The sequence below is a fragment of the Nocardiopsis alborubida genome, from assembly GCF_012396365.1.
GTDB classification, from domain to species: Bacteria; Actinomycetota; Actinomycetes; order Streptosporangiales; family Streptosporangiaceae; genus Nocardiopsis; species Nocardiopsis alborubida.
In genome coordinates, this window is the sequence record NZ_JAAXPG010000007.1 from 159,175 (window position 1) to 183,035 (window position 23,861).

Below are 23,861 nucleotides of genomic sequence, written 5' to 3' on the forward strand. Positions count from 1 at the left end.
ACCCCTCCGGCTCCATGCGTTCGAGCGTTCACGCATCCCGCCGCCGTTGACATCGTCGCGGCCCAGTAAAGGAACATCCGATGACACAGCCGCGAGAAACACAGCCGCACGGGACGCGGGCACACGAAAAGAGTCCGCACGACACCGAACTCCGGCGTCTTCTGGACCGAGCCGAGATCAGCGAGGTCCAGACCCGTTACGCCACCGGAACCGACTCCCGTGACTGGGAGCTGTTCCGCTCCTGCTTCACCGACGAGGTCGAGGTCGACTTCAGCCAGGGCTTCGGCCAACCGGTCACGCGCGTAACGGCCGACGAGTGGGTCGCTGGTACCGCGCCGCGGATGGAGTCCTTCAAGGCCACGCAGCACATGATCACGAACCACATGATCACCTTCGACGGCGACGACGACGCCACGTGTGTGGCCTACGTGCGGGCGAGCCACCACCTGCCCAACGGTCTGGGCGACAGCGACCAGACGGTGTACGGGTACTACACGAACCGGTTCACCCGGACCCCGAACGGCTGGCGCATCGCCAAGGTCAAGCTGACGGCCCTGTGGATGACCGGGAACTTCGGCGTCTTGCGGTCCGCCCTCGCCTGAGAGGACACCCCGTCAGAGGACAGGGCCTGACCTGGGCCTCGGGCCGTGCGGCGGGCGGGACTCAGCTCCGCGGGGCGGACTCCCAGCGCGCGAGGCTCTCGCGGAACCCGTCGGCGGCGGTGAACACGTGGCCGCCCATGCCCAGCGCCTCCGCCGCCCGGACGTTCTCCCCGCGGTCGTCGACGAAGAGGATCCGCCCGGGCTCCACGCCCAGGGCCTCCTGGCACCACCGGTAGGCGTCCGGTTCGGGCTTGGCGCGGCGGATGCGGCAGGAGAAGGCGCGCACGTGGAAGTTGCCGAGCCAGGGGTGGTGCGCCTCGTAGTGGGCGGCCAGTTCCTCGGGGATGTTGGACAGCAGCCCGAGGCGCCGACCGGAGGCCGCGAGCTCCTCGACCAGGGCGACCATGGTCTCGTCCACGGCGCTCCAGCTGGCGACGTCGGCCTCGACGAGCGCGGCGATCCGCTCCCCGTCGAAGCGCGCGCCCAGGTCGCCTCCCACGCCGCGCCAGTACTCGGCGGCGCTCACGTCCGCGCGGTCGTAGGGCTGGCGCCGCGCCCAGTACGCCTCCCAGAAGGCCGGGGCGGGCGCGCCCGCGACCCGGACCAGCCGGTCCTTGCCCTCCTCGGACTGGTGGCGGGCCAGGACGCCGAACAGGTCGAAGAGCACGGTCAACAGAACACACCTTCCTCGCGGCACCGTCGGGAACCCGTCCAGATCGTACGCGGTCGGCCGCCGTGTGACCGATACACGTTGTGGGCCAAACGATGGACATCTTTTGGCCCATGGGCGTTTTGTCCGTGACCCTCGGCTCCCCGGCGTGTCCACTCTGGGGACGACCAGTGTGCGACGGAGGAAGGACGAGGGACGTGAGCGGAGCCAGACAGGCCGGGAACGAGTCGGTTCCGGAGGGGGAGGCCAACATCGTCCACGTGACGATGATCGCCGCGGCCGCGGCGATGGGAGGGTTCCTGTTCGGCTACGACAGCTCCGTCATCAACGGGGCGGTACCGGCCATCCAGGAACGGTTCGGCGTGGGACCGGCCACGCTCGGCTTCACGGTCGCCTCCGCACTCCTGGGCTGCGTGGTGGGCGCCGCGGTCGCGGGCGCCCTGGCCGACCGCATCGGCCGTATCCGCACCATGCAGATCGCCGGTGTGCTGTTCGCGATCAGCGCCATCGGCTCGGCGCTGCCCTTCAACGTGTGGGACCTGACCGCCTGGCGGATCCTGGGCGGTGTCGCCATCGGCCTGGCCTCGGTGATCGCCCCGACCTACATCGCCGAGGTCTCGCCCGCCGCCTACCGGGGCCGCCTCGCGTCGTTGCAGCAGCTGGCCATCGTGCTGGGCATCGCCGCCTCGCAGCTGGTCAACTACGGCATCGCCCAGATCGCCGACGGCACCGCGAGCGGCATGCTGGGACCGGTCCAGGCCTGGCAGTGGATGCTGGGCATCGAGGTCCTGCCCGCCATGGTCTACCTGGGGCTGAGCCTGCTCATCCCCGAGTCGCCCCGCTACCTGGTGCGCGTGGGGCAGACGGATCGCGCCCGGCGCATCCTGGCCGACGTGGAGGGCGGCGGAACCGCGCGGGTGGACAAGCGCATCGGGGAGATCCGTGAGGCGCTGGGTTCGGAGGTCCGGACCAGGCTGAGCGACCTGACCGGCCGCTACGGTCTGCTGCCCATCGTGTGGATCGGTATGGCCGTCTCGGCGTTCCAGCAGCTGGTCGGGATCAACGTCATCTTCTACTACTCCAGTTCGCTGTGGCAGTCGGTGGGCGTGGACGAGTCGTCCTCGCTGCTGCTGAGCCTGTTCACCTCCATCGTGAACATCGTGGGTACGTTCGTGGCGATCCTGCTGGTGGACCGGGTGGGCCGCAAACCGCTGCTGTTGGTGGGCTCGGCCGGGATGACGGTGGCGCTGGCGCTGGCCGCCTACGCCTTCAGCCACGCGGTGGTACAGGGCGAGGAGGTGACGCTGTCGTTCGGCTGGGGCGCGGTGGCCCTGGGCGCGGCCAGCCTGTTCGTGCTCTTCTTCGCGCTGTCGTGGGGCGTGGTCGTGTGGGTGCTGCTGGGGGAGATGTTCCCGCTGCGCATCCGCGCCGCGGCGATGGGTGTGGCCACCGCGACCCAGTGGCTCACCAACTGGCTCATCACCGTGAGCTTCCCGAGCCTGCGTGACTGGAGCCTGAGCGGCACGTACCTGATGTACGCGCTCTTCGCGCTGGTGTCGTTCTTCTTCGTGTTGAGGTTCGTGAAGGAGACCCGCGGCAAGACCCTGGAGGAGATGCGGGGCTGAGGACTCAGCGCTCCAGGTCGATCCTGCGCTGGAGGAACTCCTCGCGGTCGATCTGGCCGCGCGCGTATCTGAGCCGCAGCTCCTCCTCCGCCGCGTCCACCGCCTGCGGCGCGGGCGCGGCGGGGGACCGGCGCCCTCCCGGGCGGGTGGGGTCGGTACGGGCCGCGCCCGCCACGGACGCCACCGTGACGACGAAGAAGACGCCCAGCGCCACCATGATCACGGTGACGACCGCTGCCATGACGTAGGTCATCGTCTGCTCCCCACTCCTGGAAGAACCGCTCTTCCCCTTTCTTGTGTACCCGTGTCGGGATCCCTTCTCCAGGGATTCCTCGCGCCTGTGGACAACCAGCCCGCCCGGATCACCGTAATCTGGATTGTCGCGGTCCGGACGAAAAGGGTGGTTATGCGCGTCCTCCTCGTGGACAACCACGACTCATACACGTACAACCTCTTCCAGCTCCTGGCGCGCGTCATCGGCCGGACCCCGGCGGTGCTCACCCACGACGATCCCCGCTGGGACCGGCTCGACCCGGCGGACGTGGACGCCGTGGTCGTCTCACCGGGCCCGGGCCGCCCCCAGAACCCCCGTGACCTGGGCCGCGTCCCCGAACTCCTGTCCCACACCCGGCTGCCCGTCCTGGGAGTGTGCCTGGGCCACCAGGCCATCGCCCACCTGGCCGGGGCCGACGTGGTCTCGGCCCCCCAGCCCCGCCACGGCCACCTGTCCCGGATCCGGCACACCGGCGCGGGCCTGTTCGCGGGCCTGCCCCAGGACCTCACCGCCGTGCGCTACCACTCCCTGGCCGTTCCCGAGCCCCTGCCCGAGGCGTTGACGGCCACCGCCTGGGCCGAGGACGGCGTGGTCATGGGCCTGGAGCACCGCAGGCTGCCCCGCTGGGGCGTGCAGTTCCACCCCGAGTCGGTGGCCAGCGAGCACGGCGCCGAACTGGTCGCGAACTTCCTGGACCTGGCCCGCCCGCACACCGCCCTCCCGGGTGCGCACCCGAACCCGTCCCCGGGCCGGGACGCGGCCGCCCGGGGCGGGGAAACCCCGACGACGGAGCACACCCAACGCCCCGACCCCGCCCCCGCGGCCGCCCCGACCGTCCGCACGCGCGAACTCCCCCTGGCCGTGGACACCGAGGCCGCCTTCGCCCGCCTGTACGGCGACGCCGAGTACGCGTTCTGGCTGGACAGCTCCCGCCCGGAGGGGCCCGCGCGCTTCTCCTTCCTCGGTGCGGCCACCGGCGAGGTGCTCACCTACCGCGTCGGCGGCCCCGTCACCGTGCGCGCCGCGGACGGCACCGAGCACCACGAGCCCGGCAGCGTCTTCGACGCCCTCGGCCGCCGCGTCCCCCGCCCCACACCCTCCGGTCTGCCCTTCGACTTCACCGGAGGGTACGTCGGCTACCTCGGCTACGAGCTCAAGGCCGACTGCGGCGGCGACAGCGCCCACACCTCGCCCGAACCCGACGCCGTGTGGCTGCGCTGCGACCGGTTCGTGGCCGTCGACCACCACGGGAACCGCACCTACGCGGTGTGCGCCGACGACCTCCCCGACGGCGACGCCTGGCTCGACGCGACCCTGGCCGCCCTCACCGACCTGCCACGGCTGCCCGCGCCCGCGCCCGCCGCTGCCCCGTCCGCCGACCTGGCACGCCTCCTGGAGCGCCCGCGCGAAGACTACGTCGCCGACGTCAAGGAGTGCCTGGCCGAGCTCACGGCCGGGGAGAGCTACGAGATCTGCCTGACCAACCGGGTCCGCCTGCCCCACGGCGGAGGAGACCTGGACTCCTACCGCCGCCTGCGCGCCGCCAGCCCCGCGCCCTACGCCGCCCTGCTGCGCCTGGGACCCACGAGCGTGCTCAGCGCCTCGCCCGAGCGCTTCCTGCGCGTGGACGGCGACCGCACAGCCGAGAGCCGCCCCATCAAGGGCACCGCGCCACGCCACAGCGACCCGGACGCCGACGCGCGCGCGGCCCGCGATCTGCGCACCGGCGCCAAGACCCGCGCCGAGAACCTCATGATCGTCGACCTGCTCCGCAACGACCTGGGGCGGGTGTGCGAGGTCGGCAGCGTCGAGGTGCCCGCGTTCATGTACACCGAGTCCTACGCCACCGTGCACCAGTTGGTCTCCACCGTGCGGGGCACGCTGCGCCCGCGGGTGTCGGCCGTGGACGCGGTCCGCGCCTGCTTCCCGGGAGGGTCGATGACCGGCGCGCCCAAGGAGCGCACCATGCGCGTCCTCGACCGCCTGGAGACCTCCGCGCGCGGGATCTACTCCGGCGCGCTGGGCTACGTGTCCTCCTCCGGCGCGGCCGACCTCAGCATCGTCATCCGCACCGCGGTGCTCAGCGGCGGCGAGCTGACCATCGGCGCGGGCGGAGCGGTCGTGCTGGACTCCGACCCCGAGGAGGAGTACGAGGAGATGCTGCTCAAGGCCGACGTGCCCGCCCGCGCGCGCTGAACGGCCCCGTCAGGGGCGGAAAACCGCTTGCCGCGACCGGTTGCGGGGCAGCACGCTGAGCCCCATGGACGTCCCCAAGCACCAGATCCGAGCGCTCCACACCGACACCACGGTCACCGTCTACCAGGCCTACGCCCCCTCCCTCGGGCTGCCCGCCGCGCGTGAGGGGCGCTTCCCCTCCGCCTGGAAGCGCGACCGCATGACCTGGATCAAGCCCTCGTTCCTGTGGGCAATGTATCGATGCGGGTGGGGGCTCAAGAAGGACCAGGAGACCGTGCTGGCGGTGGAGATCACCCGCGCGGGTTTCGCGTGGGCGCTGCGCAACGCGTGCTTGTCGCACCACACGCCCGCCGTCCATCCCGACCGGGACGCCTGGCGCGCGCGGCTGCGCGAGGCGCCGACCCGCGTGCAGTGGGACCCCGAGCGCGACCTGTACCTGACCCCGCTGGAACACCGCTCCCTGCAGCTGGGGCTGGCGGGCGAGGCCGCGCGACGCTACGCGGACGAGTGGATCGTCTCGATCACCGACGTCACCCCGCTCGCGCACCGGGTGCACACGCTGGTCCAGGAAGGGAACACGGTCGCGGCGACCCGGCTGCTGCCCGCCGAGCGCCCCTACCCGGTCGGGCCGGGGGAGTTGGACCACCTGCGCCCCGCCCGCGAACACGGCGCCGCGGTGTGACCGGGGGCCACCTTGGTTACTGTCCCCGTAGTCGAACAGCTCAGACGGGTGGACGAGGTATGTACGGAGCCGGGGGCGGGGCGGGAGAGGCGGTCCAGCGGGTGATCGAGGGGGAGCTGCGGCTGCTGGAGCCCCACGTGCGCGCCTCGCGCAGGCTCGCCGGGGAGCTGCTGGACCCCGAGTTCACCGAGGTGGGCAGGTCGGGCAGGCACTGGGACCGGGAGACGATGCTGGCCGAGCTGCCCGCCATGGACGGCCCGGACACGGGCGGGACGGGGCGGCGCCGGGTGCGGGTCACCGACATGGTGGGGCGGCTGCTAGCCCCGGACCTGGTACACCTGACCTACACCGCCGAGGCCGACGGGGGGCGGGTCCTGCGCAGCTCCCTGTGGCGCCGGAACGCGGACGGCGCGTGGCGGATGTACTACCACCAGGGCACGCCCGCGGCCTGCTGACCAGCCTGACCGGGGTACTGAGGGGCTGACGCCTCGGGGGCGGGGCCGCCTCCCGGAGGCGTGTGCGGGCCGGTAGGCGCCCGGAAAATCCCGGCGGGGCGGTCGCGCGGAGCTGTACCATCGGGCGGCGCGTCCCGTGGCCGGGGGAACACCGTCCCCCGGCGGGCAGGACGCCGGCGCGGGGCGGGCGCCGCCCGCTGGCGCGCACCACATTCCCGCGCACACGGAGCGAGGCGGTCAGACGTGAGCGAGTACGACAGGGCGGTCTCCCAGAACCGCGAGAACTGGGACCAGCGCGCCGACGTCCACGCGCGGTCGGCGATGTACGACGTCGACGGGCTGATCGCGGACCCCTCACGCCTCTCATCGGTCGTACGCAACGACCTCGCGGTCCTCGCACCCCACCTGGAGGGCGGCACGGTGGCGGGCAGGTCGCTGCTGCACCTGCAGTGCCACATCGGCACCGACACCGTCTGCTGGGCCCAACTGGGCGCCGTGGACGTCCACGGCCTGGACCTGTCGCCGAACTCGCTGGCCCACGCCCGGCGCATCGCCGACGCCGTCGGCGCGGACGTCACCTGGGTCGAGGGCGACGCGCGCACCGCCTCCCAGGTCATCGACCGCACGTTCGGGGTGGTCGTGACCAGCGCCGGGACGATCGTGTGGCTGCCCGAGCTGCGCTCGTGGGCCAGGTCGATCCACGACCTGCTGGAACCGGGCGGGGTGTTCGCGATCCGCGACGACCACCCGATCCTGGGGGCCATGGACTTCGAGCCGTGGCAGGTGAGCGGTGACTACCTCAGCGGCGGGGGCGCCAACGTCTACGACGACGCGGCCACCTACACCGACGGGCCCACGGACTCGATCACCCAGACCGTCAACCACGAGTGGCGCCACGACCTGGCGGAGGTGACGGGCGCGCTGCTGGAGGCCGGACTGGTCGTCGAGGCGCTCGGGGAGCACCCGTTCATGGACTGGCCCGCCTTTCCCGGCCTGGTGGAGTGCCCGCAGGGGTGGCGGCTGCCCGAGGGCGCCCCCAGGATCCCGCTGAACTTCTCGGTGGTCGCGCGCCGCCCGGAGTGACCTCCCACGCGAACTCTCCCGCCGGCGGCGGGAACAGGGCAACACGGTGACGGCGTGCGTACTCCTCCTCGCTCCCGTCGAAGAGCCCACGGTCTGGGGCGCACCCGCGCAACGCGGTGAGGGCGGATTCGACCGAGCCGCCGGTGGTCGCAGGTCGCTACCGGGAAAGAACGACCGCCGCGGGCTCAGGCGGTGGCCTCGGGTGCGATCCGCTCCAGTGCCCGCACGGCCGCCGTCACCGAGGGGTGCTCGCGCGAACCCCTGCGGGTACAGGTCACCAGCTTGCGCACCGGTGCGCGGGGGCCCTCCACGCGCACCCGGGTGACCGGCAGGGCGGGGGAGACGTCGGCCAGACGGGGCACCAGCGCCACCCCCAGGCCGTGCGCGACCAGGGTAGCCACCGAACTCCACGACCGCGCCTGGTGCGGCCCGTGGGGCGTGAAGCCCGCCGCGCCGCACGCCACCACGGCGTGCGCGCGACAGGTCGTGTCCGGCGGCGACAGAACCCAGGTCTCGGTGGCGACCTCCTCCAGCGGCACGCTCGCGCGCCCGGCGAGGCGGTGACCGTCGGCCACCAGAAGGTCGAGCACGTCGTCCAGCAGCGGCACCTGGTCGAAACGGGCGTCGGTGGGCGGCGGGGAGCCCGGCGCGACCTCGATGACGGTCAGGTCGATGTCGCCCCGGAAGAGCAGGTCCATGCACTCGCCGGGCTCGGCCTCCAGGAGTCGTACGTCCAGACGCGGGTGGTCGGCGCGCAGGGCGGCGGCCATCGGCACGAGCAGACTCGACAACGCGGTGGGGAAGGCCGCCACCCGCAGGGTTCCGGAGGGCTCGGTGCCCAGCCCGAGCATCTCGGTCTCGGCCTGCTCCCACCGCGCCTGGATGGCGTCGGCGTGCCCCAGCAGGCTGCGCGCGGCCGGGGTGAGCAGCACGCCCCGGCCGTTCGGCTCCAGGAGGGCGACGCCCAGCTCCCGTCCCAGCTGGCGGATCTGCTGGGAGGCGGCCGAGGGGGTGAAGTGCAGGGCCTCCGCCGCCGCGGTGACCGTGCCGTAGTGGGCGACGGCCCGCAGGATACGCAGGCGCCGAAGGTCGATCATGAAGGTGATTCTTCACGGTTCCCTTCACAGAATCAACCTGGACTTCAACAGTCCTGGGGGCGAAGCTGGTGGCGGAACCGAGGAGGAGGTGCACGATGAACGCTGTCTGCCCGCACTGCGGCTGGCCCGACGACCAGCCCTTCCGGGTCGTGTCCCGGCACACCACCGGCCGCGGCCTCACCGTGTGGGTGCGCTGCGCCTGCGGGTCGGTGCAGGTGCGCGAGATCAGCGCGGCGGGGACACGCGTCCTCTCACGCGGCCGTCCCGCGCCGGGTCCGGACCCCCGGGGATGCCGCGCCTGAGGCCGTCCACAGGACCCTGCGCGGGTGAGCGCCCTCGCCGGGGGAGGAGGCGTTCCCTCCTTTCCGGCGGAGCGGACGGGCGCCGCACGACGCGCCGGGCCCCGGCACGCCGGTCGTTCACGGGTCGGCCCGCCCGCTCTCCGGCGGCGCAGGCTCGGACGGCGCGGCGGCGCGCCCCAGCTCGGCCCTCAGCTCGCGGACCTGCTCGGTGAGTTCACGCAGCTGCCGCGCGGTGTCCTCGTCAAAGGTCCGCTCACGCGTCTCCTTGCTGTCATCCACGCGCTGGACCAGCCACGTGGACAGCGTTCCGGTGATGACGCCGAGCAGACCGATGCCCATGACGAAGAGGAAGGCGGCGATCAGGCGGCCCGTGCCGGTGACCGGGTACAGGTCCCCGTAGCCGACGGTGGACACCGTCACCAGCGACCACCAGAACGCGTCGGCGAGTGTGGTGATGTTGGCGTCCGGGGCGCCCTGCTCCGCGCGCAGGACGCTCACCGAGGCCATGACGAGCATGACGACGGTGATGCCCGCGGTGTACAGCAGTACGTGCCCGCGCAGGGACACCGACATGTGCCGGTGCAGCAGGGACACGACGGTCAGGAGCCGGACCAGGTGCAGGGGGCGCAGCACCGGCAGCACCACGATCAGCAGGTCCAGCAGGTTCTGTCGTACGAAGGTCCACCGGTCCGGTGACAGGTACAGGCGTACGGTGTAGTCGACGGCGAAGACGACCCACACGACCGCGATGAGCACCCCGCACAGCTCCACCCAGTACGGGGGCAGGTCGGGGTCTACGGCGGGCCAGGCGTAGGCGCCGATGAACACCAGGGCCGCGAACACCAGCGGCAGCTCGGTCGCGGAGCTCCAGCGCTTCAGACGGTCCGGGGGCCGGGGGGAGGAGGACGTGCTGTGCTGTTCCACGCTCCGATTCGACCAAACTCCGTTCGCCCAGGCCACGCCCGGGTGCCCTTCCGGCCAGCTCGGATCGTCCACAGGGCTGGTGCGCACATGGTGGCCGGTGAGTCGTCCGCGATACGGTTGTGGTCATGGACAACGCACCGACACGACCGTCCACGTCGGTTGAGGACTACGTGAAGGTCATCTACGACCTCCAGGAACGCGGCACCGGGCCGGTGACCATCTCCCGCATGGCCGAGCGCCTGTCGGTGTCCAATTCCTCGGTGTCGGGCATGCTGCGCAAACTCAGCGAACTGGGCCTGGTGGAGCACCGCCGCTACGGCGCGGTCAACCTCACCGAGCCCGGGACCAAGGCGGCCCTGTCGGTGCTGCGCCGCCACCGTCTGTTGGAGACCTACCTGGTCGCCGAGCTGGGCTACTCCTGGGACGAGGTGCACGACGAGGCCGAGATCCTCGAACACGTGGTCTCGGACAAGTTCGTCGACCGCATCGCCCACCACCTGGGCGATCCCGTGGTCGACCCGCACGGCGACCCCATCCCCACCCGCGACGGCCACATCGTCGAGCGCGAGAGCCTGCTGCTGTCAGAGGCGGAGAAGGGCGTCAGCGGCGTGATCGTGCGCGTCAACGACACCGACCCCGACCTGCTGCGCTACCTGGCCGACATCGAGATCGGCATCGGGATGCGCGTGGAGGTGGCCGAGCGCCGCCCCTACGCCGGGTCGATGCAGATCACCGTGGGCCGCGACGAGGGCGCCCCCGAGCGCTCCCAGGCCCTGGGCCTGGTGGCCGCCGAGGCACTGTGGATCAGCCCCGACGACCAGGGGTAGGAGCTTTCCGGAAACGCCGTCGCTACCCGAAGGATGTGGCTACCGTGGGTGACGAGAACGATCCGACGACCGGAGGCAGCGACATGCCCGTTTCCCCTGTGGCCGAACGCCAGTCCTCCACCGGATCCCGGTACGAGCCGCTGACCCCGCCTCCGGAGGGATTCACCGCCGACGACCTGGACAGCATCCCGGATCTTCCGCCGCACACCGAACTCATCGACGGAAGCCTGGTACTGGTGACCCCTCAACGCAACTTCCACACGGTCGTGCTCTCGGTCCTGGACACTCGCCTGTTCGAGCAGGCCCCCGACCGCCTGCGCGTGCGCAGGGAAATGACCCTCAAACTCGGTCCGCGGCAAAGGCCCGAGCCCGATCTCGTCCTGGTGCAGACCCAGGCGACCGGGGGGACGGAGCAGACCTGGTTCGCAGCCGAAGCGGTGGAACTCGTGGTCGAGGTGGTCTCTCCCGAATCGGAGCTGCGTGACCGTGAGCGCAAACCGCAGCTGTACGCCGAGGCCGGTATCCCCAACTTCTGGTTGATCGAGCAGGACCGGGGCGAAGCCGTGGTGTTCGCTCATGAGCTCGCTCCCACCGGCGGATACGCCAGGCCCACAGTTCATCGGCAGCGCCTCAAGACCTCCCGGCCCTTTCCCATCGACATCGACCTGACTGAGATCCAGCGCCGCTGAGCCGGTCGCCTCGACCCGGTCCGGGCGACGGGTGGCGCGCATCCGCCGCCCGGGCCCGCGTCGAGGCTCATCCCTCGACGCGCACGCCCGCCACGCCGTCCCCGATCACGAACCGCGCCCGGTCGCGGATGGGCGAGCCGGGCTCACTCACGCGGTCCACGACGCGGTAGTCGGCCGTCCACTCGGTGGGCGTGACGACGTTGCGCACGTAGCCCCGCTTGCGGTTGACGAACCTGATGTGGGGGTTCTCCCGCAGCTGCACCTCGTCGCCGGGGGCCTGCTCGGTACCGTCGCCGCCGCTGGTGACGGACGTGCCCACCAGCTCGGTGGCCACCGTCGGCGACTCGGGGGCGTCGAAGTCGGCCTTGACGTCGCACACGTAGTTGGCGTGCACGTCCCCGGTGATCACCACCCCGTTGCGCGTGCGCGCCAGCTGGTCGCGGACCTCGTCGCGGTCCACGAGGTAGTTGTCCCAGGCGTCGTTGCTGAAGTTGGTCGCCTCCCCCTCGGCGAAGTCGCGCTGGGAGAAGAACACCTGCTGGGCGAGCACGTTCCAGCGGGCCCGCGACGAGGACAGCCCCTCCCTCAGCCACCGTTTCTGCCCGGCGCCGAGCAGGGTGCGCGAGGGGTCGCCGCGCTCGGCGTCGGACACCTGCGGGTCGCGGTACTGGCGGGTGTCGAGCAGGTGCATGTCCACCAGGTCGCCGAAGACCAGTCTGCGGTAGAGCTGCATGTCGGGGCCGACCGGCGTCTGGGCGAAGCGCAGCGGCATGTGCTCGTAGTAGGCCTTCAGCGCCTGGGCGCGCCGACGCAGGAACTCCTCGGCCGGGACGTCCTCACCGTTGGAACGGTCGTCGGCCCAGTTGTTCTCCAGTTCGTGGTCGTCGAAGACCACCGCCCACGGGAAGGCGGCGTGCGCGGCCTGGAGGTTGGCGTCGCTCTTGTACTGGGCGTGCCGGACGCGGTACTCGGCCAGGGTGCGGGCCTCCCGGTCGGGGAGGTGGCCCCGGCCCAGGCTCCCCTGGCCGCCCGTCTCGTAGATGTAGTCGCCCAGGAAGGCGACCAGGTCCAGGTCCTCCTCGGCCAGGTGCGCGTGGGCGTTGTAGTGCCCGGCAGCGTAGCTCTGGCAGCTGGCGAACGCGAAGGAGAACCGGTCCGTGCGGATCCCGGGAGGCGGGGCGGTCTTGGTACGGCCGACCTGGCTGATCTCGGTGCCCACGCGGAACCGGTAGAAGTACTCGGCGCCGGGCCGCAGTCCCTGCGCCTCCACGTGCACCGAGTGGGCGGCGTCGGGGCCCGTCTCCACGGTGCCGGACGCGGAGAGGAGACCGAAGTCCTCGTCCTCCGACACCTGCCACTCGACCTCCACCCGCCGGTCGGGCATGCCGCCCAGTCCGTCCTCGGCGAAGGGGTTGGGGGCCAGGCGGGTCCAGAGCACGACACTGCTGTGGAAGGGGTCGCCGGAGGCGACGCCCAGGGTGAAGGGCTCGGCGATGCCGCCCGACCCGGCGGCGTCGGCGCGGACGGAGGCTTCGGCCCGGACGCCGGGACTCCAGGCGGTGCCCAGCGCGACGGCGCCCAGGGTGGCCGCGCCGCCGGCCAGGGCCTGGCGCCGGGTGGTGCTGCTGACGGTCGTGGCGGGGAGGGGAACGGGGGCGGGGGTGCGGGGGGTTCCCGGCATGGACGGTCTCCTGATCGGGTCGCGGGGGAACCCGACCCCGTGTCGGGCCGGGCGGGGGACCGTGCTCTATCCGGCCATGGCGGACGGAACGTCCCAACCATCGGTTGGTGAACGTTGGACCCCTTAGGGTGACTAACAGGTGACGGTCCGTTGCGGTGCAGGTCAGGCCCGCAACACGCCGGAGGGCCGGAAAACTCGTCGCGCCGCCCGCAGACTGCGGTCCGCCCGCGCGCCGGAAACCGAATCCGAACGAACACTTCGGATATACGAACTATGATGGTGTCTCAGGAGACCCTCCAGACACCCGAGGAGCCAGCATGCGCATCACCGTCCTGGGCGCCACCGGAGGCACCGGGCGCCACGTCGTGGACCAGGCCCTGGACGCGGGGCACCGGGTCACGGCCCTGGTCCGCGATCCGGCGCGGCTGCCCGTCGCCCACGAGCGACTGGAGACGGTCCGGATGCCCGCCCCCGAACCCGACCGGTTGCGCTCCCTGCTCTCCGCGACGGACGCGGTGGTCTCTGCGCTGGCCGCGAGCGCCAAGGGCGGTTTTCCCTCCACCACCTGGATCGACGCGGTGCTGAGCGCGCTGGAGGGCGATCGCGCCACACGCCTGGCCGTGGTCAGCGCCTCACCCGTCGGTCCGAGGGAACCGGGCGAACCGCTGCCGCAGCGGCTGCTCATGCCGCTGATCGGCAGGCTCTTCCGCGACGTCTACCTCGACCTGGGGCGGACGGAGGCCGCCCTGGAGGACAGCGGCGCCGCCTGGACCGTCGTGCGCCCGCCCCAGCTGACCGACACCCCGGCCACGGGGGAGTACCGCCTGCTCCTGGACCGCAACGTGCCCTCCGGTTACCGGATCTCGCGCGCGGACCTGGCACACGCGCTGCTGCGGGTCCTGGACGACCCGGCCACCGTGCGCCGGGCCGTCGGCGTCGCCGACTGACCCCCGAACGGCCACGTCACACCCCCGGTAGCATCGGCGCATGGATCAGGGGGCGGGCCGGGAAGAGGCCGACGAGACACGCGTGCCGGACCGCGAACTGGTGGAGGGGGCGCTGCGCTTCGTGCCCCTCATCGAGACCTACTACCGCCGTGCCCACGCCGAGATGCCCGCCGGACTGCGGCGGCTGTTCACCGACCACCACCTCACCGCCCGGCACGGCGCGGTGCTGTCCCAGCTCGTCCACGGCCAGGAACTCGGGATGGGCGAGCTCTCCTCACGTCTGGGGGTGGGCCCCTCCACCGTCAGCGAACTGGTCGGCGACCTGACCCGGGTGGGGCTGGTGACGCGCCGCGAGGACCCTGCCAACCGGCGGCGCGCCCTGATATCGCTGGCCGACGAGCACCTCGACCTCATGCGCGCGTTCGTGGCCAGCCGGGCCCAATCCCTGCTGCGGACCTTCGACCGGCTCTCGCCGGAGCAGCGGGAGGGGTTCGCCGCCGGACTGGAGGCCTGGGCCCGCGAGCTGCACGGGATCTGACCCGCACCCCTCCGGCGGGGGCTCCGGATGCTCACGTGCGGTCGTAGGTCAGGACGACCATGCCGCCGGAGAGGGCCCGGGTCCCCGTGAGCGTGAAGTGCGTGGGGGAGAACCCGGCCCGGAACAGGGGGACACCGTCCCCCGCGACGACCGGGTAGAGCTTGATGACCAGGGAGTCGATCTCCGGCAGCAGGGCGCCGGCGAGACGGCCTCCACCCATGAGGTAGACGTCCCCGTCCTCTCCGCCCTCCTGGGACTTCAGCTCGCGGATCCGGTCGACCGCGTCGGAGGAGATGACCTCCACCTCCGGGTCGGAGCTGACGAGGCCCTCCGACACGACGTACTGCCGCAGGTGGGCGTGGGGGCTGGTGATGCCCAGCTCCAGAGCGGGTTCGTAGGTGGCCCGCCCCTGCACGCCGACGGCGAAGTTCGGGTTGGGCACGTCCACGCCCAGCTGTCGCCGCACGTGCGTGGGCAGGGTGTCGGGATAGTGCTCGACGATGTGGTCGACGACGTCCCGGGTCACCGGCATGAAGTCGATCTGGCCCTCGGGTCCGGCGATGTAGCCGTCGATGGACATACCGACGTAGTACACGAGCTTGCGCATACGCGTTCCTCCTGGTTCCAGCGGGGCGGTCGGGGTGGTGGTCAGCGGACACCGCCCGGCTTGGGCAGCGGCCTGGCGCGCCGCACCGAACGGGGCTTGGGGCGCTCGTCGCGGTACCTGCGCCGGGGCTGGGGCTGGGGAGGAGCGAAGGGCGGGAGGGCCTTCGGGCGGACCCCGGCGGACGGCGCGGCGGTCAGGTCCAGGCGGAGGGAATCGGCACGCATGGGGTTTCCTCTCAAATTTGCTCGCTTCGTAGTACTCTGCTTGGAGTGGTAAGAACATAGTACTACGCTCGAAGTGGTGTCAACTTCGTTCTGAGGAGAGATCTGACATGAGGCAGAATCCGGCACGCCGGGCGGCCCTGCTCGACGCGGCCATCGAGGTGCTCGCCCGCGAGGGCGCGCGAGGACTGACCTTCCGGGCCGTGGACACCGAGGCGGCCGTCCCCAACGGCACGGCGTCCAACTACTTCAGCAACCGCGACGACCTGCTCACCCAGGTCGGCCACCGCTTCTACGAGCGGTTGGACCCCGACAGCAACGTGATCGCCGCGGCCCAGGCGGGACCGCGCGACCGCGACAGGGTCGCCGAGCTGATGCACGAGGTGGTGGGGCGCCTCACTGACTTCCCCTCGGGCTACCTGGCCCTGCTGGAACTGCGCCTGGAGGCCACCCGGCGACCGGAGCTGCGCCAGCTGCTCACCGAACGCGTCCGCGCCGACATGGACGCCAACATCGCCTTCCACACCGAGTCCGGCATGCCCGGCGACGCGACCACCGTCGTCCTGCTCCACCTGGCGCTGAACTGGCTCATCCTGGAGCGGCTCACCCTGCCCGAGCTCTTCTCCCAGGACCGGTTCCACGACCTGGTGACCGACGTGGTCGAGCGCATCGTCCCCGGCCCCGGCCGCGCGGACTGACGGCTGCGCGCGGGGCCGCGGACACGGGCGCTCCGGCCCGCGCGGCGGCCCCGCGCCCTCGGCACGGCGTCCGTGGCCGGGTTGTCCACACCCCCTGTCGCGGCGGCTGGCGCCCCCCTATCCTGGAGGCATGTTCCAGCGACATTAAGTCCCCAGCCGGTCCTCGGTCCGAGCACGCGGTCCACCCCGGGCGGTCCCCGCCCCGGTGCCCGTCTCCGCTCGACCGAAAGACCTCCATGACCACTCTGTCCCCGCGTGCCCACGGCACGCGTGCATCCCGTCTGACCCGACCCCTGTACGCCTACGCGGCCCTGGGGGAGTTCGTCCTCCTCTACCCGCTGTACGCGCTGCTGTTCGACGAGACCGGCCTGACCGTCGCCCAGATCAGCTCCCTGTTCGTGCTCTGGTCACTGTCCTCGGTCCTCGCGTCCGTACCCGCCGGGGCCTGGGCCGACGTGGTGCCGAGGCGCTACCTGCTGGCCGCCGCGCCGCTCCTGGCCGCGTGCGCGTTCGTGCTGTGGCTGCTGTGGCCCGGCTACTGGACCTTCGCACTCGGCTTCGTCCTGTGGGGTGCGGGCGGCGCCCTGTCCTCGGGCGCCCTCGAAGCCCTCGTCTACACCGAACTCGCCCGCCGCGACGCGTCCGACCGCTACGCCCGGGTCATGGGCGTGACCCGGGCCCTGGACGTGGCCGCCGTCGGCGCCGCCACCCTGCTGGCCATCCCCGTCATGGCCCACGGCGGCTACGCGGCGGTCGGCGCGGCCAGCGTCACCGCCTGCGTACTGTGCGCCCTGGCGGCCCTGGCCCTGCCCGAGCACCGCGCCGCCACGGGCGGCTCCGTGTCCGCTGACGCCGCCGCGACGTCCGAGGACACGGAGGCGCAGACGGAGGAGGAGGGGCCCTCCGGTTACCTGGACGCCCTGCGCGGCGGGCTGGCCGAGGCCCGCTCCAGCCGACGGGTGCGCGGCGCGATCGTGCTGGTGGTCGCGGTGACCGCGTTCTGGGAGATGCTGGACGAGTACGTCCCCCTGCTCGTCGCCGAGTCCGGCGTCCCCACCGCCACCGTCCCCGTGGCTGTCCTGGTGGTGTGGGTCTTCGTGCCCCTGGGCGGGCTGCTGGCCGGTCCCGCCTCCCGGCTGCCGGTGCGGGTCCTGGCCGTCCTGGTGGGCCTGGCAGCGCCCGCCATCGCCGCCGGAGCCCTGCTGGGCGGCCCGGCGGGATGGGTGCTGATCGGCGTGGGCTTCGGCCTCTGCCAGACCGCGGGCGTGGTCGCCGACGCCCGCCTCCAGGACCGCATCACCGGGTCCAGCCGGGCCACCGTCACCTCCCTGGCCGGGCTGGGCACCGACGCCCTCACCACGGCCTCCTACCTGCTGTACGCGGGGGTCTTCGCGATGACCGGGCACGCCCTGGCGTTCGCCCTGTTCGCGGCGCCCTACCTGGTGGCGGCGCTCGTCCTGGGCCGCGGCGGGCGCGGGACCCGTGCGGCCCGTCGGTCCGGCCGGTCCCCTGACCGGAAGGAGGCGGCAGACCGCTGAATCCCGTCCGAACCCGACGGCGTCCGCGTGCGTCTCCTCTGTAGTCGGGCGCTCCGCGTCCGACACCGCCTGACGGGCGCACGCCCGCCACGCCGTACCGCGCCCGAGGACGGCGGGCCGCGGTACCCGCGGGCCGTAGGTGTCGAGGGACCACCTACGGCCCGACCGTGCCCCGTCTCTGGGGGACCCTCGGTGGCCAGGGCTCTTGCACGCCTGAATAGCATCGGTTCCTGTGGCACATCAGACGACGAACACGGCAAGCAGTGACGGCTCGGGCATCGCCTCCGTGCGCGGCATCAACGTCACCTACACCGACCGCGGGGCCGGGTACCCCACCCTCCTGATCCACGGTCACCCCTTCGACCGCACCATGTGGGAACCCCAGGTCAGGGCTCTGGCGGGACGCGGTTACCGGGTGATCGCCCCCGACCTGCGCGGGTACGGGAACAGCACCGTCGTCCCCGGGACTACCAACATGGACACCTTCGCCCGCGACCTGGACGCGCTCCTGGACCACCTGGGCCTGGACGTGGTGAGCGTGGTGGGGCTGTCGATGGGCGGCCAGATCGCCCTGGAGCTGTACCGGCTCTTCCCCGACCGCGTCGACTCGCTGACCCTGGCCGCCACCAACCCCAGCGCCGAGACCGAACGGGGCAGGGCCGCCCGCGTGGCGCTGGCCGAGCGGCTGCGCGCCGAGGGCATGCGCGGCTACGGCGACGAGATGCTCGTGGGCATGATGACCGCCGACAACGTGCGCGAACTGCCCGCGGTGGCCGACCACGTGCGCGCGATGATGTACGCGGCCCCGCCCGAGGGCGCGGCGGCCGCCCTGCTGGGCCGCGCCAGGCGCCAGGACTACGCGCCCCTGCTGCGCCGGGTGTCCGCGCCGACCCTGCTGGTGGGGGGCCAGCACGACGTGTTCACCCCGCCCGGTCTCACCGAGTCCATGCACGTGCTGGTGCCGGACTCGGTCGTCGAGATCATCGAGGGCGCCGGGCACCTGCCCAACCTGGAGCGGCCCGAGCGGTTCAACGAGGTGCTGCGCCGGTTCCTGGACCGCTGCCGGACCCGCGTCTAGGACCACCGCGGTCGGTCCCGCCGGTGGCCGTCAGGCACAGAGCCCGCGGACACCGGCGGTCAGCGGCCCCGCGCCGTGGGGCGCGGGGGCGCGTGGCGCTCTCAGACGCGCTCGACGGGCAGCCACAGTTCGGCCTCGGCGGTGGCGCCGTCCTCGGTGTAGGAGACCCTCAGGATCTCCGGCCCCTCGGTGGCCCGGTAGGCCGTGTTGGCGGGGAACCACTGGCCGAAGGCGTCCGCCCACATGTGCTGCAATCCCTCGGGGCACTCCGCCACGGGCACCGACTTCGGAAAGACCACCCAGGTACCGCTCGGCACCTCCAGTGTCTCCATGCCCTCCGCGCCCCGCGCGGAGGTCGCCGCGGCCTCGTAGTAGTCGATCCGGCTCCCCTCCTCACGATCGGGGGACAGGGCTGCGGTGACACCCAGGACACCGCGTGGTTCCTGGTCGGAGAGCTCCGCGACGCGCGCTCGGACCTCCTTGTCCAGGCTCCTGACGAACTCCTCCAAGGCGTGGTTGCGGCCCTCGTGGACGATCGGTACCCGTGCCTTGGGACCCACGAGGCGGAAGGCCTCCTTGTCCACGATCCGGTAGCGCATGGTGGTACTCCCTTCTACGGTCAGGCGGAAGGACATCCGCGGTTGGGAGGCGAGCACCGCACCGGTCCTGCGGGCCTCGCCCGGCCCCACGCCGTGCATGGCGCGAAACGCCCGGGCGAAGGCCTCGGCCGACCCGTAACCGTGGCGCACCGCGATGTCGAGCAGGCTCTCGCCGCCCCCGAGCACCTCGGCCCCCGCGAGCGTGAGCCTGCGCCGGCGCACGTACTCCGACAGGGGCATCCCCGCCAGCACCGAGAACAGGCGGCGCAGGTGGTGCTCGGAGGTGAGCGCGATCCGCGCCATCTCCGCCACGTCCACCGGCGCTCCGGTGTCCTCCTCGACCTTCTCCAAGGCCCGGTTGAGCCGGTCCAGCATGGTGCCCTCCTCCTTCTTGGCCCCACCCACGTTAGGGAGGCCTGTCCCCTCCGCACCCGACAGTTGGGGACCCTCTCCTGTGCGTTCACCCATGCCTGTCCACCCATGTCTTCCGGTCCTTCGGGTAGGGGACCCGTCCAAGGACAGGAAATCCTTGGGCAAGAAGCGCGTCTGCGCCGACGTGGCGTGACCCGAGGCAAGCATCATGGGCCCGAGGATGGCCCGCAGACCGACCCCGAGAAGGAGGTGGGCGGGGCGGGGACACACGCCCCGCGGACACATGGACCTGGGTTTTCTGCGACCTCTGTACGAGAGCGACGCTCCGGTCGCCTCGGTGCACCTGGACACCAGCCGCGACAGGACCGACGCCGGCAAGGAACTCGAACTGCGCTGGCGCCACCTGCGGGACGAGCTCTCCTCGCTGGGCACCGACAAGGCCACCCTCGACGTGTTGGAACAGGCGGTCAGGGACGGCTCCTCCCGGGCCTTCGGCAGCCACGGCCACTCCCTGTTCGCCTCCGAGGGGCGCCTGCTCGGCGCGTACACGCTCTCCGAACCGCCCGCGCAGAGCCGCGCCCTGCGCATGCCGGTTCCCGACCCCCTTCCCGTGGTCGTCGACCGGGGGCGCTACCTGCCCTACGTCCTGGTCGCGCTGGACCGGGTCAACGCCAAGGTGTTCTCCTACACCGGCCAGCCCTCCAGCGGACCGGCCTCCGAGAAGGACTTCTCCGGTGCCGACCTGCGCAACATCGACCCGATGGGCCGGGGCGGGCCCGGAGTCCTGAGCGGGTACAACGGCCGCTTCGACGGCAAGCACTACCCCATGGAGACCTGGCGGGAGAACACCGCCCGGATCGCCCAGCAGGTGCGCGAGGCCGTCGCCGAGGTGGACGCCAAGGTCATCTTCGTCGGCGGTGACGAGGAGGCCATCGCCTACCTGCGCGACAACCTGGGCGAGCGCAAGCTGAGCATCCCGATCAGGCTGGTACCCGGAGGGCGGGGCGGACCCGACGCCGAGGAGCGCCTGCACGAGGCCGCGGCGGAGGCGCTGCGCGACTTCGTCATCGACGGCCACGACGACATCATCGCCGACTACCACCAGAAGCTCGCCAACGACCAGGCGGTGCGCGGCACCGAGCCCACCCTGCCGATGCTGTCGGAGGCGCGGGTGCGCACCCTGCTGCTGGGCGCCGACCGTGACGGCGAACCCGAGCTGTGGGGCTCGCCCGGAGAGCCGGTGCTGGTGTCGAAGGACCCGGCTGACCTGGACGACCCCGACTCGGCGTTCCGGGCCCCGGCCAGCGCGCTGATGCTGCGTTCGGCGATGGCGGCCGACGCCGGTTTCGGCGAGGTACTCGACCACGGTCACACCAGTGCGGAGAACGGCGCGATCCTGCGCTTTCCCACGTCGCCGAACGAGAGGGTCTGACCGACCGCCACGCGGCCGCCCGCGTCCCTCCCGGGGCGCGGGCGGCCGCCTTGTGCGGTACCGGCGGGGGCCGGTCCTCCTCTCCGGCGCGGAAGCGGAAAGCGCGCGCCGGTCAGGGGCCGGTGGTCATCCCCAGCAGGGCCAGCAGTTCGGCCTCGGTGACCAGGTCGATGCGCTGGCCGCGCTCGCGGTAGGTCTCGGCCCGCAGGTGCTTGGCGGTCTTGCCGGGGCCGCCGTGCCCCCCGAGGACGAGCACGTCGGTCTTCTTGGTGACGTTCTTGGCGGGCCGCCCGCCCGCCTCGGCCACGCGCCGCCACACCTCGGGCTTGTCCATGGACTCCAGGTCGCCGGAGACGCACACGGTGCGCCCGTACAGCGGCCCGGTGGGGTCGGCGTCCGGGGAGGGCTCTGGCAGCGGCGTCTGGGCGTCGCGCTGCCACCGGCCGAACCGGTCCTCGGGCGCGGCGGGTACGGCGGGCGCGGCGAACAGGGCGGGCTCGGATACGGCGGCGGCCGGGACCGAGACGGGCACCGCGCTCCCGGCCGAGGCCTCCACCCGGCGCAGGTCCATCCGCGCGGCGCGGGCCAGGTCGGCCAGCGACGGGGTGCCGTAGCGCTCCATGGCGGCGATCACGATGCGCGCGGCGGCCTCGGCGTCGGCGTCGGCGCGGTGGTGGTGCGTCACCCGGTGCCCGATGTGGGCGCACACGGTCGGCAGCTTGTGGTCGGGCAGCCCGCCCCAGGTGCGCCGGGACAGCGCCAGCGTGCACGCGTACTCCCACGCCGGGTGGGACAGCCCGGTGTGCCCGCAGGCCTGGCGCAGCACCCCCATGTCGAAGGCGGCGTTGTGCGCCACCAGGGGGCTGCCGTCGGCGAACTCCACGATGCGCGCGTGCGCCTGTTCCCAGGAGGGGGCGTCGGCGACGTCGGCCGCGGTGATGCCGTGCACGGCGATGTTGTGGCGGGAGAAGAAGTCCACCTGCCTAGGCGGCCGGATCAGCGTGGTGTACCGGTCCACGACCGCGCCGTCGCGCACCCGCACCAGGCCGACCGCGCACGCGCTGCCGCGGTCGTGGTTGGCGGTCTCGAAGTCGATCGCGGTCCAGGTCCGGGACACCGCGCACCTCCTGCAAACGGGGAACGGACCGAGGCTATCCGGGCCCGGACGCCTTCGGGGACGAAACGGCCCCACCGGTCCGGCGCCGACGCCTCGGCCCCGCCCTGAGGAAAACCCACTCCCGCTTTGGCGCGCACCGCACCCGACCTGGCGGTACGCACCATGGCCCGGCCGGGGTCCCCTTTCCTAGCGTGGTCACCGCCGCACGAACGACGAGACGAGGACCGCACTTGATCACCCTGAGGGGACTGCTTTCGTGACGGCCACCGTCGGTACCCTTCTGACGCACCCGGTGATCGGTTTCGTTGTGGTGCAGACCCCCAGTCCTTCAAAGGCGGGGTGAGCCGCCCCCGCCACGATGTCGTAGGGCGTGGCTACGGTGTGTGTTGGTTCGAGGGGAGGTGTGCACACTGTGTTGACGGGGTTTCGGTACCGGCTCGCGCTCACTGACGAGCAGGCCGAGTTGTGTCAGGTCTATGGCGATATCTGTCGGGCGGTGTGGAACACCGGCCTGGACCAGCGGCGTGAGGCCGTGTCCCGTTGGCAGCGCGGCCAGCGCCTGCCCTACTGCGGCTACCACCTCCAGGCCCGTGAACTGGCCGAGGCCAAGACCGAGGAGACCTGGCTGAAGGCCGCCCCCTCCCACATCCTCCAGCAGACCCTTCGCGACCTGGACCGAGCCTGCAAGGACCACGGCACGTTCAAGGTGCGATGGCGTGCCAAGGACCGGTGGAAGCCCTCCTTCCGCTTCCCCGACGGCACACGGATGAGCATCGAACGCCTGAGCCGCAGGTGGGGACGCATCAAGCTGCCCAAACTGGGATGGGTGCGCTTTCGCTGGTCGCGCGCACCCCGAGGCACGGTCCGCTCGGCCACCGTCTCCCGCGACGGTGCCCACTGGTACGTGTCGCTGCTGTGCGAGGACGGCCAGGCCACTCCGGAGGAGCATGAGCGCCCCGACAGCGCGGTGGGTGTGGATCGGGGTGTGGTGGTGGCGGTGGCCACCAGCGATGGAGACCTGCTCGACCGTACCTTCCAAACCCGGAAAGAACGCGAGCGCGAACAGCGTCTGCGCCGACGCCTGTGCCGCCAACGCCGGGGGTCGAACAACCGGGCCAAGACGAAGGCCGCCCAGACCGCGCACACGCTGTGTGCCAAGAACGCGGTCGTGGTGCTGGAAAAGCTCCAAACCAAGAACAGGACGGCTTCCGCGAAAGGCACCGTTGAGGCGCCGGGCGTCAACGTGCGCCAGAAGGCGGGGTTGAACCGGGCGATCCTGGCCAAAGGGTGGCACGGCCTCAAGCTCGCCTGTCAGAACGCGGCCCGGCGCACCGGGAGTCGGATCGTGGAGGTTGATCCCGCGTACACGTCCCAGACCTGTCACTCGTGCGGATACGTCGCGGTGGAGAACCGAGAGAGCCAATCGGTCTTTCGCTGCGGCAGGTGCGGGCACACAGCTCATGCGGACGTCAACGCGGCCCAGAACATTCTCACGCGCGGATGGACTAACCCTTCGGGGTGAACCGTGCCAGCCTGCCGAGACCTCTGGGATGCCATGTCGATGAAGCAGGAACCAGCTGCGGCCGCGAGGCGCGCAGCACCGACCG

The 23,861-nt window shown here is 72.1% G+C and carries 25 protein-coding genes; 16 read left to right on the plus strand and 9 right to left on the minus strand.

Annotated elements, in window-relative coordinates; all coding sequences use genetic code 11:
* The first annotated feature begins 80 nt into the window (after positions 1–80).
* On the plus strand, positions 81–602 hold the full coding sequence (locus HGB44_RS09650) for a nuclear transport factor 2 family protein (protein ID WP_061079795.1): 522 nt from the start codon (positions 81–83) through the stop codon (positions 600–602).
* A gap of 61 nt (positions 603–663) precedes the next feature.
* Here the strand turns inward: HGB44_RS09650 and HGB44_RS09655 are convergent, their stop codons facing one another.
* Positions 664–1,275, minus strand: a complete 612-nt coding sequence (locus HGB44_RS09655; RefSeq protein ID WP_061079796.1) for an HAD family hydrolase — start codon at positions 1,273–1,275, stop codon at positions 664–666.
* 194 nt (positions 1,276–1,469) lie between these two features.
* On the opposite strand from HGB44_RS09655, the gene HGB44_RS09660 reads away from it, so the two are divergent.
* Entirely contained in the window at positions 1,470–2,897 is a 1,428-nt protein-coding gene (locus HGB44_RS09660) for a sugar porter family MFS transporter (RefSeq protein ID WP_061079797.1), read from the plus strand.
* A gap of 4 nt (positions 2,898–2,901) precedes the next feature.
* On the opposite strand, the gene HGB44_RS09665 is transcribed toward HGB44_RS09660, so the two are convergent.
* Complete coding sequence (locus HGB44_RS09665; RefSeq protein WP_061079798.1) at positions 2,902–3,150, minus strand: SHOCT domain-containing protein; 249 nt, start codon at positions 3,148–3,150, stop codon at positions 2,902–2,904.
* Between the two features lie 153 nt (positions 3,151–3,303).
* On the opposite strand from HGB44_RS09665, the gene pabB reads away from it, so the two are divergent.
* From pabB to HGB44_RS09685, 4 genes are all read left to right on the plus strand, one after another.
* Positions 3,304–5,367, plus strand: a complete 2,064-nt coding sequence (pabB, locus tag HGB44_RS09670) for an aminodeoxychorismate synthase component I (protein WP_061079799.1) — start codon at positions 3,304–3,306, stop codon at positions 5,365–5,367.
* A 64-nt stretch (positions 5,368–5,431) separates the two neighbouring features.
* Entirely contained in the window at positions 5,432–6,049 is a 618-nt protein-coding gene (locus tag HGB44_RS09675; RefSeq protein WP_061079800.1) for a DUF4291 domain-containing protein, read from the plus strand.
* Positions 6,050–6,108: 59 nt separating this feature from the next.
* A complete protein-coding gene (locus HGB44_RS09680) occupies positions 6,109–6,504 on the plus strand; it encodes a nuclear transport factor 2 family protein (RefSeq protein ID WP_061079801.1) in 396 nt (131 codons plus the stop codon).
* A 243-nt stretch (positions 6,505–6,747) separates the two neighbouring features.
* The gene (locus HGB44_RS09685; RefSeq protein WP_061079802.1) at positions 6,748–7,587 is read left to right on the plus strand and encodes a class I SAM-dependent methyltransferase; all 840 of its coding nucleotides are present in this window, start codon (positions 6,748–6,750) and stop codon (positions 7,585–7,587) included.
* A 185-nt stretch (positions 7,588–7,772) separates the two neighbouring features.
* Here the strand turns inward: HGB44_RS09685 and HGB44_RS09690 are convergent, their stop codons facing one another.
* A complete protein-coding gene (locus tag HGB44_RS09690; protein WP_061079803.1) occupies positions 7,773–8,684 on the minus strand; it encodes a LysR family transcriptional regulator in 912 nt (303 codons plus the stop codon).
* A 95-nt stretch (positions 8,685–8,779) separates the two neighbouring features.
* On the opposite strand from HGB44_RS09690, the gene HGB44_RS09695 reads away from it, so the two are divergent.
* On the plus strand, positions 8,780–8,986 hold the full coding sequence (locus HGB44_RS09695) for a hypothetical protein (protein ID WP_061079804.1): 207 nt from the start codon (positions 8,780–8,782) through the stop codon (positions 8,984–8,986).
* A 117-nt stretch (positions 8,987–9,103) separates the two neighbouring features.
* On the opposite strand, the gene HGB44_RS09700 is transcribed toward HGB44_RS09695, so the two are convergent.
* A complete protein-coding gene (locus HGB44_RS09700) occupies positions 9,104–9,910 on the minus strand; it encodes a potassium channel family protein (RefSeq protein WP_061079805.1) in 807 nt (268 codons plus the stop codon).
* Between the two features lie 125 nt (positions 9,911–10,035).
* Between HGB44_RS09700 and HGB44_RS09705 the strand changes: the two genes are divergently transcribed.
* Together HGB44_RS09705 and HGB44_RS09710 are read left to right on the plus strand one after the other, a co-directional pair.
* Positions 10,036–10,737 (plus strand): metal-dependent transcriptional regulator, encoded by a 702-nt coding sequence (locus HGB44_RS09705; protein WP_082768285.1) that lies wholly within the window; start codon positions 10,036–10,038, stop codon positions 10,735–10,737.
* Between the two features lie 83 nt (positions 10,738–10,820).
* Entirely contained in the window at positions 10,821–11,426 is a 606-nt protein-coding gene (locus tag HGB44_RS09710) for a Uma2 family endonuclease (protein ID WP_061079826.1), read from the plus strand.
* A 67-nt stretch (positions 11,427–11,493) separates the two neighbouring features.
* On the opposite strand, the gene HGB44_RS09715 is transcribed toward HGB44_RS09710, so the two are convergent.
* Complete coding sequence (locus HGB44_RS09715) at positions 11,494–13,107, minus strand: alkaline phosphatase D family protein (RefSeq protein WP_061079807.1); 1,614 nt, start codon at positions 13,105–13,107, stop codon at positions 11,494–11,496.
* 317 nt (positions 13,108–13,424) lie between these two features.
* On the opposite strand from HGB44_RS09715, the gene HGB44_RS09720 reads away from it, so the two are divergent.
* On the plus strand, positions 13,425–14,054 hold the full coding sequence (locus tag HGB44_RS09720) for an NAD(P)-dependent oxidoreductase (protein WP_061079808.1): 630 nt from the start codon (positions 13,425–13,427) through the stop codon (positions 14,052–14,054).
* Between the two features lie 40 nt (positions 14,055–14,094).
* The gene (locus tag HGB44_RS09725) at positions 14,095–14,592 is read left to right on the plus strand and encodes a MarR family winged helix-turn-helix transcriptional regulator (protein WP_061079809.1); all 498 of its coding nucleotides are present in this window, start codon (positions 14,095–14,097) and stop codon (positions 14,590–14,592) included.
* Between the two features lie 31 nt (positions 14,593–14,623).
* Here the strand turns inward: HGB44_RS09725 and HGB44_RS09730 are convergent, their stop codons facing one another.
* A complete protein-coding gene (locus tag HGB44_RS09730) occupies positions 14,624–15,199 on the minus strand; it encodes a dihydrofolate reductase family protein (protein ID WP_061079810.1) in 576 nt (191 codons plus the stop codon).
* Positions 15,200–15,240: 41 nt separating this feature from the next.
* Positions 15,241–15,423, minus strand: a complete 183-nt coding sequence (locus tag HGB44_RS09735) for a hypothetical protein (RefSeq protein WP_061079811.1) — start codon at positions 15,421–15,423, stop codon at positions 15,241–15,243.
* A 107-nt stretch (positions 15,424–15,530) separates the two neighbouring features.
* Here HGB44_RS09735 and HGB44_RS09740 point away from each other — a divergent pair, with 107 nt between their 5' ends.
* The 3 genes from HGB44_RS09740 to HGB44_RS09750 all read left to right on the plus strand — a co-directional run bounded on the left by HGB44_RS09740 (position 15,531) and on the right by HGB44_RS09750 (position 18,734).
* Complete coding sequence (locus tag HGB44_RS09740; RefSeq protein WP_061079812.1) at positions 15,531–16,118, plus strand: TetR/AcrR family transcriptional regulator; 588 nt, start codon at positions 15,531–15,533, stop codon at positions 16,116–16,118.
* 236 nt (positions 16,119–16,354) lie between these two features.
* Complete coding sequence (locus HGB44_RS09745) at positions 16,355–17,656, plus strand: MFS transporter (RefSeq protein ID WP_061079813.1); 1,302 nt, start codon at positions 16,355–16,357, stop codon at positions 17,654–17,656.
* 286 nt (positions 17,657–17,942) lie between these two features.
* On the plus strand, positions 17,943–18,734 hold the full coding sequence (locus tag HGB44_RS09750) for an alpha/beta fold hydrolase (RefSeq protein WP_061079814.1): 792 nt from the start codon (positions 17,943–17,945) through the stop codon (positions 18,732–18,734).
* Between the two features lie 101 nt (positions 18,735–18,835).
* Here HGB44_RS09750 and HGB44_RS09755 read toward each other — a convergent pair whose 3' ends face one another.
* Positions 18,836–19,708, minus strand: a complete 873-nt coding sequence (locus HGB44_RS09755) for a helix-turn-helix domain-containing protein (protein ID WP_061079827.1) — start codon at positions 19,706–19,708, stop codon at positions 18,836–18,838.
* 280 nt (positions 19,709–19,988) lie between these two features.
* Here HGB44_RS09755 and HGB44_RS09760 point away from each other — a divergent pair, with 280 nt between their 5' ends.
* Positions 19,989–21,137, plus strand: coding sequence for a baeRF2 domain-containing protein (locus tag HGB44_RS09760; protein WP_061079815.1), 1,149 nt, complete (start codon positions 19,989–19,991; stop codon positions 21,135–21,137).
* Positions 21,138–21,249: 112 nt separating this feature from the next.
* Here the strand turns inward: HGB44_RS09760 and HGB44_RS09765 are convergent, their stop codons facing one another.
* Entirely contained in the window at positions 21,250–22,254 is a 1,005-nt protein-coding gene (locus HGB44_RS09765) for an exonuclease domain-containing protein (protein ID WP_061083762.1), read from the minus strand.
* A gap of 412 nt (positions 22,255–22,666) precedes the next feature.
* Here HGB44_RS09765 and HGB44_RS09770 point away from each other — a divergent pair, with 412 nt between their 5' ends.
* Complete coding sequence (locus HGB44_RS09770) at positions 22,667–23,776, plus strand: RNA-guided endonuclease InsQ/TnpB family protein (protein ID WP_168443999.1); 1,110 nt, start codon at positions 22,667–22,669, stop codon at positions 23,774–23,776.
* Positions 23,777–23,861: the final 85 nt, after the last annotated feature.